This is a genomic window from Acidisoma sp., from assembly GCF_035492295.1.
Classification (GTDB): domain Bacteria; phylum Pseudomonadota; class Alphaproteobacteria; order Acetobacterales; family Acetobacteraceae; genus Acidisoma.
On sequence record NZ_DATJJK010000075.1, the window covers coordinates 1 to 16282 of the forward strand.

The window sequence follows — 16282 nt, forward strand, 5'->3', positions numbered from 1 at the left end:
TCGATGATCGACCATGTGGTCGAGCTCGTGGAACAGAAGGCCGAAGCGATCCGCGCCGCCGAGGCGAAGGCCAAGGCTGAACTCGCGCCCGCAGAAGCCGCGGAATAGTTTTCGCGCACGGCAGGGAAGGGTCTTGCTCCCCGCATAGGGGGGCAAGACCTTTTTTGTTAAAGACCGTTCGTATTCAGATTCAAAAAGGCGTCCGCCCTTGTCCAGCCTACAGCCCGTGCGCGGTACCCGTGATCTCATCGGCGACGAACAGCGCCGCCACCGCCATGTGATCGACACGGCGCGCCATGTCTCGGGCCTTTATGGCTTCGAAGAATGGTCGACCCCGATCTTCGAGGAGACGCGCGTCTTCTCCCGCACGCTGGGCGAGACTTCGGACGTGGTGACCAAGGAGATGTACACCTTCACCGACCGCGGCGGGGACAGCGTGACACTGCGCCCCGAGGGCACGGCCGCTGTTTGCCGGGCGCTGGTCTCCAACGGGCTCACCCAGTCCCTGCCGCAGAAGGTGTTCTATGCGGGGCCGATGTTTCGCTACGAGCGACCGCAGAAAGGCCGCTACCGCCAGTTCCACCAGATCGGGCTGGAGCTGATCGGTCCGGCCGAGCCGCTCGCTGATGCGGAGGTCATCGCCTGCGGCTGGCAGATCCTCTCCGATCTCGGCATCGCCAAATCCGTGGTGCTGGAGTTGAACACGCTCGGCGACATGGACAGCCGGACCGCCTATCGCGCCGCCCTTGTCGACTACTTCACCCGGTTTGCGACCGAGCTTTCGGAAGACAGCAAGGCAAGGCTGGAGCGCAATCCCTTGCGCATCCTCGACAGCAAGGACGAGGGCGACCGCCGGATCGTGGCCGATGCGCCGACCATTGCCGGCCACCTCACACCGCTGGCTGCAGGCTTTTATGATTCCCTGCGCAATTCGCTGACGGCACTCGGCATCCCCTTCGTCGAGAATCCCCGTATCGTGCGTGGGCTCGACTACTACAACCACACCGCTTTCGAATTCGTGACGACCGAACTCGGCGCCCAGGGCACAGTTATGGGCGGCGGCCGCTACGATGGCCTTGTGAAGCAGATGGGCGGCCCGGAAACGCCGGCCGTCGGCTGGGCGGCCGGGATCGAGCGTCTCGCCATGCTGGTGACGGCGCTACAGGCGGAGGCCGCGCCCATTGCCGTTATTCCCGCGGGCGAGGAAGCAGAGGGGGCAGCCTTCGGCGTTCTGCAGAAGCTGCGCCAGGCCGGCATCCGCGCCGAGATGAGCTATCGCGGCAATATGCGCCGCCGGATGGAGCGGGCGAATAAGCTGGGGGCGCGCGCAGCCGTCATCCTCGGCGCGGAGGAGGCGGCGCGCGGCGTCGTCCAGCTTAAGGATCTCGTCTCCGGCGACCAGCGCGAAGTGGCGAGGGATGTGCTGGTGGCGGCGATCCGCGCCCTACCCTCGGCGGGGGCAGACGCGTGAGCCTTGCGGCGAAATTCGACGATATTCTGGCGCGCGCGGAGGAGCTGAGGGATCTGCTCGCCTCGGGCGCGCAGGGCCAGGAATTCGTGCGGGCTTCGCGGGAGCTTTCGGAGCTCGAACAGGTGGTGGGGCTCATCATTGAATTTCGCGAGACGGAACAGTCGCTCGCCGAGACGACAGCGATGCTCGCCGATCCCGAGATGCGAGAATTGGCGGAGGCCGAGGCCGAAACCCTGAAGGCGCGCATTCCGGAACTGGAAAAGGACATCCAGCTGGCACTGCTGCCCAAGGACGAGGCGGATGAACGCTCCGCCATCCTCGAAGTGCGGCCGGCGGCGGGTGGGGACGAGGCTGCGCTTTTCGCCGCTCAGCTTTTCGCCATGTATCAGCGCTATGCCGAATCACAGGGCTGGCGCTTCGAAATCATGGAATATGCGGATACCGAGCTCGGCGGGCTCAAGGAAGGTATCGCCAGCATCACCGGCCGCAATGTCTTCGCCAAGCTGAAGTTCGAATCCGGCGTGCATCGCGTGCAGCGTGTGCCGGAAACGGAAAGCCAGGGCCGCATTCATACCTCGACGGTGACGGTCGCCGTGCTGCCGGAAGCGGAGGAGGTTGATGTCGAGGTCAACGAGGGCGACCTCAGGATCGACGTCTACCGCGCCTCGGGCGCCGGCGGCCAGCACGTCAACAAGACGGAAAGTGCCGTCCGCATCACGCATATCCCCACCGGCATCGTGGTCGCGATGCAGGAGGAGAAGAGCCAGCACAAGAACCGCGCCAAGGCGATGAAGATTCTCCGTGCGCGCATGTATGAGCGCGAGCGCGCAAGCCTGCACGCCTCCCGCGCCGCCGACCGCAAATCCCAGGTCGGTACCGGCGACCGCAGCGAACGCATCCGCACCTACAATTTCCCGCAAGGGCGGGTGACCGATCACCGCATCAATCTCACTCTCTACAAGATCGACCGGGTGATGCTGGGCGAGCTGGACGAGATCATCTCCGCCCTCTCGGCCGAGGATCAGGCCGCGCGGCTCGCGACCTTCACGTCGCAGGCGGCGTGACGGCCGATCTCGATCAGGCGTTGCGGGCGGCGACCGCGCGGCTCGGGGCGGCGGGGATCACGGAACCTTATCGCGAGGCGCGCATTCTACTGGCGGCCGCCATCGGTGCCGACCAAGCCGGGTTGCTCCGCCGCCGCGGCGGTGATCTGACAACGGAAGAGGCCAAGCGTTTCGACAGCATGGTCGCGCGCCGGGGCCTGCGGATTTCTGCGGCCCATGTCATCGGCCACCGCGAATTCTGGAGCCTGGATTTCCGGGTGACGGAAGACACCCTGGTGCCGCGCCCGGATTCGGAGGTGTTGATCGAGACGGCGCTGGAACTCCGGCCGGAGCGCGATGCCATCCGCTCCATCCTCGATCTCGGCACGGGCAGCGGCTGCCTGTTGCTCGCGGCGCTCAGCGAATACCGGGGCGCCTGGGGCCTCGGGATCGATCTCTCGCCGCGCGCCGCAGCCGTTGCGCGCGGGAATGCCACGGCACTCGGCCTTGCCGGCCGCGCGGCCATCGCCGTCGGCCGTTGGACGGATGCGCTCTCGGGCCGCTTTGATCTCCTGCTCTGCAACCCACCCTATATTCCGGCCGCCGATATCGCCGAATTGATGCCCGAGGTCGGACTGCACGAGCCGCGCCTCGCCCTCGATGGCGGGGTCGACGGGCTCGACCCTTACCGCCTCCTCTTCGCGGGTCTTCCGCAGCGGCTGACGCCCGCTGGCCTCGCCCTCTTCGAATTCGGGATTGGCCAGGCTGAGCCGCTGCAGGCGCTCGCCGAGGCCTCCGGTCTCGTGGTCGTCGCCTGCCGAGCGGACCTCGGGGGGCATCCCAGGGTTCTGGCTGTATCCCACCGATAAAAAAATGGTTGGCTTCGGCAGAGGTGCGGGTTAGCGTGCGGCCTGCGCGGCGCAGTGATCCCTGTGGTCTTGCTCGCCATTGTTCTCTGGTGGTGTTGCTTGGGCTGGTCCCAAAGCCGTGCCGGTGGAACCCCAAAGTCCGAAGCGTGCAACCTGGCTGACTACTAGACCCCCGTGACATCATGGGAATGGGCCGGATTGCTAACAGGAAAGCGACTTGTCCTAGTAATGAACATCAAACGTATGCGTGGTCGTGGCCATCGTGGGAACGGCGCCGGCGGCGGTGGTGGCGGCAATGGCGGCGGGATGCGTCATCAGAGCTCGGGTGGCAACGGCGTTCCGCTGAATCGCAACCACGTTTTCGACAGCAATGGTCCCGATCTGCGTATTCGCGGCACGGCGCAGCAGCTTTTTGAGAAATACCTACAGCTTGGCCGGGATGCGACGAGCTCCGGTGACCGGGTCATGGGCGAAGGCTATTTCCAGCACGCGGAGCATTATTTCCGCATCGTCAGCGCCATGAACCAGGCGGTGGCCCAACAGCAGCAACAGCAGGTCACCCATCAGCGCCGCTCCAATCCCGAGGAGGGTTCGGGTGACGACGGCGACACCACGGAGAATGCGGAGGAAACGCGGCCTGTTCAGGTCGAGGCGCGTGAAATTCCGATCGCCGCGGCCGCCCCCGAGGCCTGAGACACTCATCTATTGATAGCAGCCTGGTTCAGGGTTCGGATGACTTGCTTGCGCTCGTCAGTCTGGACCCGTCAGGCGGCTAACTCCCGGCGAGCGCCCGGAAGCCGGGTTCCTCGGGCGGATCGGCGATCTCTTCCTCGATTTCCGTCACCTGGGCAAAGCGCGGACCGCGGCGGCAGGCGCGCGCCATCTCCTCCACCGCGTCGGCGGTGCCGCTGATCAGCGCCTCCACCGAGCCGTCCGCCCGGTTTCGAACCCAGCCCTCGATACCGAGTTCGGCAGCCTTCTCCGTGGCCCAGACGCGATAGCCGACGCCTTGGACTCGTCCTGAGATGACGAGGCGCTTGCAACTCATGCCGCACTCCGTGTCAGCTGGAAATAGCGGGCCGCGTCTTCGGCTTCCGCGGCCTTCTGCGCGCGGCCGGCGGCGGCGTCGCGGTCCAGGCCCCAGCGCTCCTCCTGGAATACCTCGTCCAGCACGGAAAGCCTATGGGCCTCGGTGGCCACCAACGCCCCGTCCGTGACGGCAAGGCCCAGCACCAGGCTGCCGAGCAGCGGAACCAACACGCCGAGCGCCGCCAGACCGTGATCATCATGCGCCGCGACCGCACGGGAAAGGGCTGCGAGGCTCGGCGCGGGCTGGTCCACGAAGCCGATGCCTTCCGTCACCCGCAGCAACGCATCGTGCCGCAGCACGGCCCAATCCAGCCAGGGCTGCCAGAGCGCCTGCTGCCGCTGGACCAGTTCGGCGGGCTCGGTTGCGCGATAGCAGAGCAGGTCGCTCCGCCCATAGGCGGCAATCGCCATCACCGTCTCGTCCCGCGTGGCCGGAATGCGCAGCTGCGCGGTCGCGGCCAGCTGGGTCATCGGCAAAAGCGCCGGCTGCAGCTCTGCCCCAGGAGGCACGGCGATCCATTCGGCGGCAATGGCTTCGGCCAGCGGCAGGTGTCCGAACTGCAGCGCCGGGCCACCCGGTAGGCGCATGGGCTTGCCGTCCAGCAGGATGGCGTATCCGCCAGCCTCTGCCGCGATGCTCGTCTCTGTCCAGAAGCGCTTCATAGCCTGCCGCACTACCCCGTCGTCTTGTCCTTCCTACTGGCCGTTGAGGAGTTGATGGAAGAGGTTCATCGGCTTCTGCAGGATACCGGCATCGCTGCCGCCGTTGCTGGGGTCGGGGCCTGGGAGGCCGTTGCGGGCGAGCGCCAGGGCTGGTCCGCAGACGGGGGAGGGGCCACGCGCGGCCTTTCGGCCGCTGCCAATGATCGACTGGAAGAGCCCGTTCAATCCTTGCGCCCCGTTGCCGGCCTCCTGGTTGATGACGACTTTGCCGACTTTCCCGATCTGAGGGGCCAGAACGCTGCCGCCGACGGTCAGGGGCACCGTCAGGTCCATCTCCCCGAGATACAGTTCCGGCGAGAGGGCGAGGGCGAGGCGTTCCTGCCCAAAGTCCAGCGATCCCGTGCCTTGCAGAAGCAGCGCGCTGGTATCGAGCACCATGGCACCGACATCCGCATGGCCATGAGTCGCGTTCAGACGCAGCGCGAGGCAGTAGAGCGGCACGTCCCCAGCGCGGCTCAGCAGGTTTGTCGGGACCACGCCCGCGGCATGGACGGCGGGGGCGAGCAGAGCCGCGAGCGCTCGTCCGTCGATCGTGCCGTTGACCGCGGCGAGGCCGAAGGCGCCGTTGACGTCGGCGGCCATCGCCCTTGTCGTTGCGCCATCGGCGGTGAGATTGGCGAAAACCTGCACCAGGCCACGGGCCGCCACCGGGATCTGAAGGGCCTGGAGGAGAGGTGCCACCGCGAGGTTCTGCGCCTGCATGGCGAAGGTGGTATGCGGCACCGGGCCCTGGGCATTGATATTGCCGGCGGCCAGCAGCTGTCCGCCCGGCACGACGACGGAGGAGGGGGCGAGGGAGAAGACGCCGTTCTCCAGTGTCGCGGTCGCGACCAGGGCGCGATACTCCGCACCGCCCAGCTTCAAGCTGGCGAAGGCGAGTTTGGCCGAGCCGTCGAAGGAGCGCAGCAGCGCCACGGGCAAGGGCAGGTCCGGGATCAGATGCTTGCCGGCCGGCGTCCCCGGTGTCGCCGGAGCTGCAGGCGGAGGCGCGGCCGGTGCCGCCTGTGCCTGGGGGGCGGCCGCTCGCATCGCATTCGTCATCCCGTCCAGATCGAGCCGAGCGGAACGCAGTGTCGCCAGGATCGTCAGCCGTTTCGCGTAATCGGCAGAAATAGCACCTTCAAGATCGCCCTCGGGCGCGGTGAGGTTGAGAGCGGTGAGGGTGACACCCTGGCCGAGCCCCTGGGGTCCGTCGGCGAGCTGGGCGGAGCCGTTGAGGCTAACGATAGGCGGCAGGCTGGTGCCGAACAGCGGGCCAAGCACGTCAAGCTTCGCGATCGCGGCGGTGAGCGCGAGATGCAGGCCATGGAGCGCAAGCGGATTCTGGATCGCGCCCTGAAGATGCAGGTTCGACTGCGCGGCCGTCAGCATCAGGTCCACCGGCAAGGGCGCGGGGGCTGGTTTGGGTGCGGCAGGCTGGGCCGCGAGCGCGGCTGCGGGTGTAGCGGCCGGCGGCGGCATGAGGGTGGCGATCGGGCCGGTGGAACCCGACAGGGTGAAGGAGAGGCCGTGCCGCTCGCCGAGGAGATTGACCGTCACCGGCTGGTCCAGCGCGGGCGTCATGACCGAGAGACTGTCGAGCGCCAGGCCCGGCAGCAGGCTGCCGAGATCGGAATTCTGGGCCTGCAGGCTGAGATTGGTGAACTTGGGCCGACCCTGGCCGGCATCGGCGATGGTTGCCGCCAGCGTCACGCCATGGACCGGGGGCAGGCTAGTGCCTGCGGGCAGCAGGCCCGGCGGCAAGAGAGGGGTGAGGGCTTCAAGGGCGGGCACGGTGCCGTTCAGCGTCAGGTCGTAGCCCTGCATCCGACGTGGATCGGTGACGCCGCCCTTCAGCGTGACGGCGGCACCGGCGGCGGCGAGGGTGAGATCGACCGGCCAGGGGCCTTGGGCTCCCGCGTCTCCCATCAGCGCGGCGGCCGTGCCGGTGCGGCCCTTCAGCGTCACCGCTTGGCCCTGCCAGACGGTATCGGCGGAGAGCGCGAGGGGCGCCGTCGCCGGTTTTTGGTCGCCCGTCGTCTCGGCGGTCAGGCGTGCGGTCTTGATGGCGAGGCTGTCGCTCTCTCCGGTCGCAAGATCCCGCCACGTCAGCGTCCCGTCGGTGATGTCCAGGCGACTGAGCGACACCTGCCAAGCGCCATGACCTGTATCGACCGTGACCGGCGGGGTTGCCTTCTCATTCCCAGGCGTTTCGGGGATCGGCGTCGGCGCGGGGGTGAAGACCCAATTGGGCATGCCGTCCTTGGTTCGCTCCATCAGGATCGTCGGATGACGCAGGACGAGCGCCTCGATGTCGATCGCGTGGTGCAGCAGGGGCAGGAGGGCGATGCGCGTCTCGATGGATGCCACCTGGACCATGGCGGGTGCCGAGCCGCCAGGAATATTGGCGACCGTTACGTCCTGCGCCGTGATGGTCGGGATCAGGGAGAGTTTGACGGCGAGCGACCCCGCGATCGTTACCTGGCGGCCCGTTGCCTGGGCCGCGGCGGCCTCGATCTGCCCCTTATAGGCGTTGGGGTCGAAGCTCAGAAAGAACGCGCCCGCAGCGGCCACCGGCAGGACGATGACGACGACTACACCCGCGATCAGAACGCGTGGCCATAAGCGGCGGCGGCGGCGAGGAAAGGAGAGAGGAGCGGCGATAGGCTGGGGCGTGTCGTCCATTCTGGCCTTGTACCACGGCGTTGCGCTTCAGGCGCGCTTCTCCGCCGCCTTCACCTCTAGCCAATGGGCTTCCATTTCCGCGAGACTTGCCTGATCCGGGCTCGATTCTTCGGAGGCCAGCCGAGCCTCGACCGCCTGGAAGCGGCGCGTAAATTTTGCGTTAGCCGCGCGCAGCACGGTTTCTCCATCCAGCCCGAGCTTGCGGCAGAGATTGGCCATGACGAAAAGCAGGTCGCCCATTTCGTCGGCAATGCGCTCGGTTCCGCCCGCCGGGATTTCGGCCTGCAATTCGGCCACCTCCTCCTCCAGCTTGGCGAAGAGATCGTCGAGGTTCGGCCAGTCGAAGCCGACGCGCGCCGCCCGGCCTGAGAGTTTCTGTGCCCGTGTGAGCGCGGGCAGTGTGGCGGCAACGCCATCCAGCGCGCTGACGCTGTCCTGTTTCTTGGCGGCCCGTTCTTCCGCTTTCTGCGCTTCCCAGGCGACGGTCTGGGCGCGCGCATCCCGCTGTGCCGCCTCGCCGAAGATGTGCGGATGGCGGCGGATGAGCTTTTCATTGATCCCGGCTGCGACCTCGGCGAAGGAGAAAAGCCCGGCCTCGCGCGCAAGCTGAGAATGGAAAACGACCTGCAGCAGCAGGTCGCCGAGTTCCTCGCGCAGGGCCGGAATATCGCCGGACTCGGCCGCTTCCGCGACCTCGTATGCTTCCTCGACCGCGTAGGGCGCGAGGGAGGCGAAGCTTTGCTTCAGATCCCAGGCGCAGCCCCCTACCGGGTCGCGCAGCCGGGCCATGGTCTCGATCAGCGCGCGCAGCTGCGCCTCGGCCGTATCGCGGTGGTCGTCCGGTCGGTCGTTCATGCGGTGAATTGTTCCGTGAGGATACGCTCGGAGAGCCCCTGGTCGGGATCGAAGAGCACAGTAACGGACATGTTCCGCTCCTCGCTGACCGCGACCGAAACCACGCGCCGCACCTCGAAGGAATCGGCAACCGCCGCGACCGGGCGCTTATCCTCCTCGAGGATTTCGAACAGCACGTCGGCCGAACTGGGCAGCAGGGCGCCCAGCCAGCGCCGCGGGCGGAAGGCGCTGATCGGTGTCAGCGGCAGGAGATTGGCGGAAAGCGGCACGATCGGGCCATGCGCCGAAAGATTGTAGGCCGTTGATCCCGCTGGGGTGGAGATGAGGATGCCGTCGCAGATCAGCTCCGGCAAGCGCACCCGGCCATCGACCGAGATGCGGATCTTGGCGGTCTGGCGCAGTTGGCGGAGGAGGGAGACCTCGTTCAGCGCCAGCGCCTCCTCTACCGCGCCGGTCTGCGTCACGGCGTGCATGCGCAGAGGATGCATGACGGCGCCCTGGGCCTCGCCCAGGCGTTCGGGCAGCGCCTCGTCGAAATAATTGTTCATGAGAAAGCCGACCGAGCCGCAATTCATGCCGTAGACCGGCGTCGCGCGGCCGAGCACGCTGTGCAGCGTCTCCAGCATGAAGCCGTCCCCACCGAGCGCCACCACCACCTGCGCTTCCACCACCGGCACATTGCCGTAGCGGGCGACGAGCTTGTCCATCCGCGCCTGGGCTTGGATGGAGGGGGAGGCGACGAAGGCAATGCGGGTGAGCGGCACTCCCCCCAGCACCTGGTCGAAAGCGAGCGGTGGCGCCGCCCGGTTGAGCGTATGGGAAACGCTCACGCAAGCTTCCTATGCTCGAGGACGGGCATGTCCCGCCGCACCCGTTCCGTCACCGCCCGGTCGGTCCGGGCGGTGGCCCAGCCTATTCCGTCCGAGGCGCGGGCGATCACGAGGCCCCAGGGGTCGCAAATCAGGGAATGGCCGTAGGTCATGCGCGCCTCGCCGCTTGCGTCGAAATGGCGCCCCCAGCAGGCGGGGGCCACGATCCAGCTCTGGGTCTCGATCGCGCGGGCCCGGAGGAGCACCTCCCAATGGTCACGCCCGGTCTGCAGGGTAAAGGCGGCGGGGACAAAGATCACCTCCGCCCCTGCCCTGCGGAGGGCGAGGAAGAGTTCGGGAAAGCGGATATCGTAACAGATCGAGAGACCCAAGGTGAGGCCATGGGCCTGGAATGTCGCGATCGCCTCCCCGCCCTTGAAGACGGCGCTTTCCCGGTAGCCCAGGCCGTCCGGCGTCACGATGTCGAAAAGGTGGATCTTGCGATAGCGGCCGATCTCCGTTCCGTCCGGATCGAAGACTAGGGTCGTGTTGTAAAGCCGGTCGCCGGCGCGTTCGGCGATGGAACCGCCATGGACATGGATACCGTTGCCGCGCGCCACTTCGCGCAGGAATTCGTAGGCCTCGCCGCCGGTTTCGTTCGAACCCGGCGGCGGCAGGGCCTCGGCCTCACGAAACTTGGTCTCGCGGTCGCCGCCAAGGCAGCTCCACATTTCGGGTAGCGCGATGATACGGGGGCGGCCATCGGCCAGGGCCCCCTGGATGAGGTCGCGCGCCTGGGCGATGTTCTGCCGCTTCTCGGCGCCGGGGTTCATCTGGATCGCACTGATACGCATGGCGGTGCCTCTCTCGCTTCCCTCGGGGCCCGTGCCTTATCGGTCGAAACGCGGCTCGGACCGCGGCGGCTTCGGGTCGTAGCGTTCCGCCCGCACCGGCCGCTGGCCGCGCGCCTGCCGGGGGTCCGGATCGTCGTCATAGCGGTAAGGATCCTGGGCCGGCGGCACTGGAGGCCGGGCGCGGACCGGGGCGGGTGCTGCCGGTCGCGGAAGCGGATTCGTGTCATAGGCATCCTCGTCCGGGCGGACAAAGCGGCCCGGCTCTCCGAGCCGGAGGGAGAGGGTGCGGATCTCTCCCTGCAACTCGTCCAGCCGTGCCTCGATGATGTCGAGACGGCCTTTGACGCCGAAGACGCTGAACGGCATCAGCAGGAAGCAAAGAGCGTACAGGATTGCCGGAACCAGGATGAGGATCGGCACCCACCAAGGCATCCAGGGCGGCAGTGTAAATGGCAGGGTCATGGAATGCTCCTTAACAGCAAATTCCGGCCTCCGCGATGCTGCTGTGGGGTGGATTTAGCGGTTGCATCATGCCAAGCCCAGATGGCGCGAGATGGAGAGAAGGTGACTGCATGCTGCTGCTGATTCCGGGACCGGTGACGACGCACCCTGATGTGCGCGCCGCCGCCAATCGCGATGTGGCACCCTGGGATCAGGAGGTGCGGGACGAGATTGCGCGGCTTCTGGTCCGCCTGCGGAACCTCGCCGGTGGACGGGACGGGATCGAGACGGCGCTCAGCCTCCCCGGCTGCGGTCACTTCATCGTCGAGGCGGCGATCCGCAGTTTTGTTCTGCCAGCTATCGACCAGGAGCATGGCACCTCTGGCGGCATCCTCATCCCGGCCACCGGCCAATATTCCGAGCGCATGATGCGCCTGGCGCGGTCTGCCGGACGGCGCGTGACGGTGCTCCCCGCCTCGCTGACTGCGCCGCTCGATCCCGCCGCCGTGGAGGCCGCGCTCGCGGCCGATCCCACCATCACCCATCTCGGCCTGGTTTATAGCGAAACCAGCAGCGGCATCATCCACGACCCTGAGGCCATCGGTGCGGTCGTGCGGCGGCAGGGCCGGCGCATGATTCTGGATGCCGTCTCCGCCTTCGGTGCGCTGCCGGTCTCCATCGCCGATCATCCCGAGATCGACGCCATGGTGTTTTCAGCCAACAAGTGCCTGGAGGGCCTCCCTGGCTTCGGCGTCGCCGTCAGCCCCATCGCGCGTCTGCTGGATGTCCATGGCAAGGCTGGCAGCTGGTCCTTCGATCTCGGTGATGTCTATGCCAATGGGCTTGAGAACGGTCCGGGGGCGGCGCGCTTCACCCCGCCCATTCAGCCGATGGTGGCGCTCCACACGGCGCTGGATCGGCTTGACGCGGAGGGCGGTCCGCCCGCGCGGCTGCGGCGCTACCGCGCCAATATGGATGCACTCTTCGACGGCATGGAAAGCCTCGGCCTGCGGCCGATCCTGACGCGCGGCCTGCAAGGGCCGATCATCATGAATGTCGCAGCACCCGCGCATCCGGACTGGGATCTCAAGCGCTTCGTCGAAGCGCTCAAGCGGCGCGGCGTGCTGATCAGCAACTTCAAGAATACCGAGGAGCCCAGCATGCGTATCGGCGCCATCGGAGCCATCGGTACGGCCGAGATCCATCGCGCCGTGGCGGCCATGGGCGAAACTTTGGACGAACTCGGCTGGCACGTGCCGGCGAGTGCAGCCTGACGCGGCGAGGAGAGACGGCATGAGCATGGGTCACGACGAAGCCATTGCGCGGGCGGCCGTGCTCCGCCCGATCGGAGAGATCGCCGCCAAGGCCGGCATTCCGGACTCGGCGCTGGAGCCCTATGGCCGCTTCAAGGCCAAGGTCTCGCTCGACTTCGCGGAGGAGGTACGCGGCCGGCCCGAGGGCGCGCTCGTGCTCGTCACCGGCATCAGCCCGACGCCAGCGGGTGAGGGCAAGACGACAACGACGATCGGCCTCGGCGATGCGCTGAACCGCCTCGGCACGAAGACCATGATCTGCCTGCGGGAACCGAGCCTCGGCCCCTGTTTCGGCGTCAAGGGCGGGGCCACCGGCGGCGGCCGCGCCCAGGTCGCGCCGATGGACCAGATCAACCTGCATTTCACGGGCGATTTCCACGCCATCACCTCGGCGCACAATCTGCTCGCCGCGATGCTCGACAATCACCTGTTCTGGGACAATCCGCTCGGCATCGATCCCCGCCGCATCCGCTTTCGCCGGGTGATGGACATGAACGACCGCGCCTTGCGGGCGATCGTGGATGGGCTGGGCGGCGTCTCCAACGGCGCCCCGCGCGAGGATGGGTTCGACATCACCGTCGCCTCCGAAGTCATGGCGATCTTCTGTCTCGCGCGCGATCTGACCGACCTGCAAGACCGCCTTGGCCGCATCGTGGTGGCCGAGCGGCGAGACGGCAGCCTGGTGACGGCGCGCGATCTCCGGGCTGATGGCGCCATGGCGGCGCTGTTGCGGGACGCCTTCGCCCCCAATCTGGTGCAGACGCTGGAGGGCTCGCCCGCCCTGGTTCATGGCGGGCCCTTTGCCAATATCGCCCATGGCTGCAATTCGGTGATGGCGACGAAGCTTGGCCTTGGCCTTGCCGATGTCGTGGTGACGGAGGCGGGCTTTGGCGCCGATCTCGGCGGCGAGAAGTTCCTTGACATCAAATGCCGCCAGGCCGGGCTGAAACCCGCGGCGAGCGTCGTCGTTGCGACCATCCGGGCACTCAAGATGCACGGCGGTGTGCCGAAGGAGGCGTTGGGCGAGCCGAATGTCGCGGCCGTGGTGCGGGGCGCCGAGAACCTGCTCCGGCATGTCCAGAACATGCGTAAGTTCGGCCTTCCCGTGATCGTCGCCCTCAACCACTTCACGAGCGACACGGAGGAGGAGCGCCGGGCGCTGGACGGCTTGCTCAAGCCCCATGGCGTTACGCTCGTGCCCTGTACCCATTGGGCCGATGGGGGCGCCGGGGCCGAGGGTCTCGCCCGTATCGTGCTGGGCGTCCTCGGCGAGAAGAAAGCCGATTTCGCGCCGATCTATGAGGACAGGCTGCCGCTGGACGAGAAGATTGCCACCGTGGCGCGGGAAATCTACGGCGCCGAGGGCGTCGATCTCGACCCTGCGGCGGCGAAGCGCCTCGCCGCCATCACGGCGGCGGGTTTCGGTCATCTTCCGGTCTGCATCGCCAAGACCCAATACAGTTTCAGCGCCGATCCCAAGCGCCTGGGCGCGCCCAGCGGCCATCGCCTTCCCGTCCGCGAGGTGCGGCTTTCCGCCGGCGCCGGATTCGTGGTCGCGCTGGCCGGCACCATCATGACCATGCCCGGGCTGCCGCGGGAGCCTGCGGCCGAACGGATCGGGCTGGACGAGCAGGGGCAAATCATCGGACTATTCTGACAGAGGCCCCCAGAGGCCGCCTTCACGGGAGACGTCAGTGCCGCAGAAAATCGCCATCATGGGTCTGGGAAAGATCGCCCTCGACCAGCATGTGCCTTCGATCCTTGCGAATGAGGATTTCGAACTAGCCGCCATCGTCAGCGGGCGTCTCGCGACGGTGAACGACCTGCCGAGCTTCCGCACCCAGGAGGCGTTGTACGAGGCGATGCCGGATGTGACCGCCATTGCCATCTGCACGCCGCCTGCTGGCCGTTTCGAGACGACGCGCACTGCGCTCCTCGCCGGGCGCGATGTGCTGATCGAGAAGCCGCCGGCGGCGACGCTGGGCGAAATCGCGGAACTGGCCGAGATTGCCGAGGCCGAGCGCCGGGTCTTCTTCACGACCTGGCATTCTCGCTTCAATCCGGGGGTGGAAGAGGCGCGGCGTCTGCTGGCAGGGCGCCGGCTGGCCAAGCTCCGCGTCGACTGGCGGGAGGATGTGCGCCGCTGGCATCCCGGTCAGGCCTGGATCTGGGAACCGGGTGGCTTCGGCGTCTTCGATCCCGGCATCAATGCGCTCTCCATCGTGACCGAAATCGCGCCCGAGCCCCTGTTCGTCGCTGCGGCGCGGCTGGACGTGCCGGCCAACCGGCAGACGCCGATTGGCGTCGAAATGACCTTTTCGACCCCTGATCCGGTGGCGGGTGCCGACCTCACCGCCATCTTTGACTGGCGTCAGGAAGGGGAGCAAAGCTGGACCATCACCGCCGAGACCACCGAAGGCACCGTGCTGCGGCTGACCGAGGGCGGGGCCAGGCTGTCCGTCAACGGCGAGGAGACGGTGGCCGAAGCGTCGCGAGAATATCCCCGCATCTACGCCATGTTCGCGCGCCTGCTTGATGCTCGCGAATCGCATGTCGACGTGCGCCCGCTGCGTCTGGTGGCGGACGCCTTCATGGTGGGTGACCGCCGACAGGTGGAAGCCTTCGAGGAGTGAGCATCTCAATCTGAAACGGCCTTACCCCACCTGCGCGCGCCGCTTCGGCATGCTGTCGCGGTTGGCTGGTGAGGGCGGCCGGTGCAGGTTCGACAAGGGGAGCGCTCAGCGACCTCTCAGACGCTGGGCCCGGCGGGCGATGGCGAGGATTGCCCCATGGGCGATCGCCTCCGCCGGCAGTCCCGTGCGCTTGCACTGCATTTCGGCCTCGCGAAGCTGGAGTTGCACGGCGCTCACGGCGCTGCTCCGCCAGAGGCTTGCCGCTTCGACCATGGCGCGCTCGCGGCGGAAGAAGATGGGCGGCCGCAACGCCTTGACCGCTTCCTGCACGCCGAGCCCGGCGTCGCGTGCGGCGGCGATCCGCGCCAGCCGATCCATATGCCCATGGGCCGCGCGAATGATGCCGACCGCCGAGGCGCCTTCGGCAAGCGCGGTCGCGGCCGCGTGATCGGCCTCGGCCGTTTCCCCCCGGGTCGCGGCGAAGAGCGCGTCCTCCACCGAAAGATCGGCCTGGTCTCCCGCGATCGTCCGCACCGCGTCGAGATCGACGGTGCCGGACGGTCCGGCATAAAGGGCGAGCTTCTCGACCTCGCTGCGGATCACGCCGCGGTCCGCGCCGGCATGCTGCACCAGCCAGTCCAGCGCATCGGGCGCGATTCCCACCTGCTCGGCGTCGAAAAGGCCGCGCAGTGTCGATTTCAGCGCGGATCCTTCCTCGGCATAGCAGGCGAGGGACCCGGCATGGGCGTCCTTTTCCGCCCAGGCACGCAGCTTCGAGCGCGTCGTGAGTTCGCCGGCTTCGAGGATGATCAGCGAGCCTTGCGGGTCCTTGGCAAGAGTGGGGAGTGCGGAGGCAAGGCTGTCGGTTGCCTCCCGCACGCGCACCACGCGCCTGCCGCCGCCGAAGGCGATGGCCGTCGCCTCCAGATCCAGCGTGCCGCTGTCCGGACGGGTCAGTTCGACGAAGCGGAAGGGGTCGTCCAGGGTGCCGGCAGTGGCACGCGCCAGCGCCTCGCCCCGTTCGCGGACCAGCCCGGCATCGGGTCCGTATAGCAGCAGGGCGCGCAGGCGAGAGGCATCACGGCAGAGGGCTGCGAAATCGCGGGCATCGAGCTTCATGGTCGCGGGTTCCGCGCCCGACGGTCAGCCCCTTTGCTTGGCTTCTTCAAGCTTGCGTCCGCTCACGGTGAAATAATGGGCGAGACGCGTGACGATCTGGTCGGCGATCGCCTGGGCCAGCCGCGCATTGACCGTATTGGTCTCGAGCTCCTGGCCGAAGGGCTGGTTGTCGAAAGTGTTCAGGCTATCGGAGGCCTGGGCCATATTGCTGACCAGCACCTTGTGGTCCGGATCGTCCTGGGAGGTGAGAGACCAGGGGGCGGTGGCGATGAAGCGGATATAGGTGATGGTGCTGTCGCCCTGCACGCCAAGCCCGATCTGATTGATGCCGATCGAGACCGTGAGATTGTAGCGGCTGAGCACGGGCGTTTCACCCCCGTAGAGTCGGTCCTGCAGCGC

The 16282-nt window shown here is 67.3% G+C and carries 16 protein-coding genes; 7 read left to right on the forward strand and 9 right to left on the reverse strand.

Features of this window, described 5'->3' with window-relative positions:
- Positions 1-208: 208 nt before the first annotated feature.
- The 4 genes from hisS to VL752_RS05355 all read left to right on the forward strand — a co-directional run bounded on the left by hisS (position 209) and on the right by VL752_RS05355 (position 4076).
- Complete coding sequence (hisS, locus tag VL752_RS05340) at positions 209-1471, forward strand: histidine--tRNA ligase (RefSeq protein WP_325352918.1); 1263 nt, start codon at positions 209-211, stop codon at positions 1469-1471.
- Positions 1468-2535 (forward strand): peptide chain release factor 1, encoded by a 1068-nt coding sequence (gene prfA / locus VL752_RS05345; RefSeq protein ID WP_325352919.1) that lies wholly within the window; start codon positions 1468-1470, stop codon positions 2533-2535. The genes hisS and prfA overlap by 4 nt, the downstream gene beginning before the upstream one ends.
- Complete coding sequence (gene prmC / locus VL752_RS05350; RefSeq protein WP_325352920.1) at positions 2532-3383, forward strand: peptide chain release factor N(5)-glutamine methyltransferase; 852 nt, start codon at positions 2532-2534, stop codon at positions 3381-3383. The genes prfA and prmC overlap by 4 nt, the downstream gene beginning before the upstream one ends.
- Before the next feature lie 228 nt (positions 3384-3611).
- Entirely contained in the window at positions 3612-4076 is a 465-nt protein-coding gene (locus VL752_RS05355; RefSeq protein ID WP_325352921.1) for a DUF4167 domain-containing protein, read from the forward strand.
- Positions 4077-4155: 79 nt separating this feature from the next.
- Here VL752_RS05355 and VL752_RS05360 read toward each other — a convergent pair whose 3' ends face one another.
- From VL752_RS05360 to VL752_RS05390, 7 genes are all read right to left on the reverse strand, one after another.
- Positions 4156-4431 carry an acylphosphatase gene (locus VL752_RS05360; RefSeq protein WP_325352922.1) on the reverse strand — a complete coding sequence of 92 codons (276 nt, stop codon included), beginning with the start codon at positions 4429-4431 and terminating at the stop codon, positions 4156-4158.
- Complete coding sequence (locus VL752_RS05365) at positions 4428-5147, reverse strand: ATP12 family protein (protein ID WP_325352924.1); 720 nt, start codon at positions 5145-5147, stop codon at positions 4428-4430. The genes VL752_RS05360 and VL752_RS05365 overlap by 4 nt, the downstream gene beginning before the upstream one ends.
- A 21-nt stretch (positions 5148-5168) precedes the next feature.
- Positions 5169-7859, reverse strand: coding sequence for an AsmA family protein (locus VL752_RS05370; RefSeq protein ID WP_325352926.1), 2691 nt, complete (start codon positions 7857-7859; stop codon positions 5169-5171).
- Positions 7860-7886: 27 nt separating this feature from the next.
- The gene (gene mazG / locus VL752_RS05375) at positions 7887-8714 is read right to left on the reverse strand and encodes a nucleoside triphosphate pyrophosphohydrolase (protein ID WP_325352928.1); all 828 of its coding nucleotides are present in this window, start codon (positions 8712-8714) and stop codon (positions 7887-7889) included.
- Positions 8711-9478 carry an NAD kinase gene (locus VL752_RS05380; protein ID WP_325352939.1) on the reverse strand — a complete coding sequence of 256 codons (768 nt, stop codon included), beginning with the start codon at positions 9476-9478 and terminating at the stop codon, positions 8711-8713. The genes mazG and VL752_RS05380 overlap by 4 nt, the downstream gene beginning before the upstream one ends.
- Before the next feature lie 62 nt (positions 9479-9540).
- Positions 9541-10377 (reverse strand): carbon-nitrogen hydrolase family protein, encoded by an 837-nt coding sequence (locus VL752_RS05385; protein ID WP_325352930.1) that lies wholly within the window; start codon positions 10375-10377, stop codon positions 9541-9543.
- A gap of 36 nt (positions 10378-10413) precedes the next feature.
- Positions 10414-10839, reverse strand: coding sequence for a hypothetical protein (locus tag VL752_RS05390; RefSeq protein WP_325352932.1), 426 nt, complete (start codon positions 10837-10839; stop codon positions 10414-10416).
- Between the two features lie 110 nt (positions 10840-10949).
- On the opposite strand from VL752_RS05390, the gene VL752_RS05395 reads away from it, so the two are divergent.
- Genes VL752_RS05395 through VL752_RS05405 form a run of 3 tightly spaced genes read left to right on the forward strand, consistent with a single transcriptional unit; the run spans position 10950 to position 14764 of the window.
- Positions 10950-12092, forward strand: coding sequence for an aminotransferase class V-fold PLP-dependent enzyme (locus VL752_RS05395; protein ID WP_325352934.1), 1143 nt, complete (start codon positions 10950-10952; stop codon positions 12090-12092).
- 25 nt (positions 12093-12117) lie between these two features.
- Entirely contained in the window at positions 12118-13788 is a 1671-nt protein-coding gene (locus VL752_RS05400) for a formate--tetrahydrofolate ligase (protein WP_325352941.1), read from the forward strand.
- 37 nt (positions 13789-13825) lie between these two features.
- On the forward strand, positions 13826-14764 hold the full coding sequence (locus VL752_RS05405) for a Gfo/Idh/MocA family protein (protein WP_325352935.1): 939 nt from the start codon (positions 13826-13828) through the stop codon (positions 14762-14764).
- Positions 14765-14869: 105 nt separating this feature from the next.
- On the opposite strand, the gene holA is transcribed toward VL752_RS05405, so the two are convergent.
- The gene (gene holA, locus VL752_RS05410; RefSeq protein ID WP_325352937.1) at positions 14870-15883 is read right to left on the reverse strand and encodes a DNA polymerase III subunit delta; all 1014 of its coding nucleotides are present in this window, start codon (positions 15881-15883) and stop codon (positions 14870-14872) included.
- Between the two features lie 24 nt (positions 15884-15907).
- Positions 15908-16282, reverse strand: a 375-nt coding sequence (locus tag VL752_RS05415) for a hypothetical protein (RefSeq protein WP_408863062.1), incomplete at its 5' end; no start/stop codon positions are given.

Excerpts from the sequence above, each read along its gene's own strand:
- VL752_RS05355 (WP_325352921.1), top strand. The coding sequence starts at position 3,612 with ATGAACATCAAACGTATGCGTGGTCGTGGCCATCGTGGGAACGGCGCC.
- VL752_RS05360 (WP_325352922.1), bottom strand. The coding sequence starts at position 4,431 with ATGAGTTGCAAGCGCCTCGTCATCTCAGGACGAGTCCAAGGCGTCGGC.
- VL752_RS05370 (WP_325352926.1), bottom strand. The coding sequence starts at position 7,859 with ATGGACGACACGCCCCAGCCTATCGCCGCTCCTCTCTCCTTTCCTCGC.
- mazG (WP_325352928.1), bottom strand. The coding sequence starts at position 8,714 with ATGAACGACCGACCGGACGACCACCGCGATACGGCCGAGGCGCAGCTG.
- VL752_RS05385 (WP_325352930.1), bottom strand. The coding sequence starts at position 10,377 with ATGCGTATCAGTGCGATCCAGATGAACCCCGGCGCCGAGAAGCGGCAG.
- VL752_RS05390 (WP_325352932.1), bottom strand. The coding sequence starts at position 10,839 with ATGACCCTGCCATTTACACTGCCGCCCTGGATGCCTTGGTGGGTGCCG.
- VL752_RS05395 (WP_325352934.1), top strand. The coding sequence starts at position 10,950 with ATGCTGCTGCTGATTCCGGGACCGGTGACGACGCACCCTGATGTGCGC.
- VL752_RS05400 (WP_325352941.1), top strand. The coding sequence starts at position 12,118 with ATGGGTCACGACGAAGCCATTGCGCGGGCGGCCGTGCTCCGCCCGATC.
- holA (WP_325352937.1), bottom strand. The coding sequence starts at position 15,883 with ATGAAGCTCGATGCCCGCGATTTCGCAGCCCTCTGCCGTGATGCCTCT.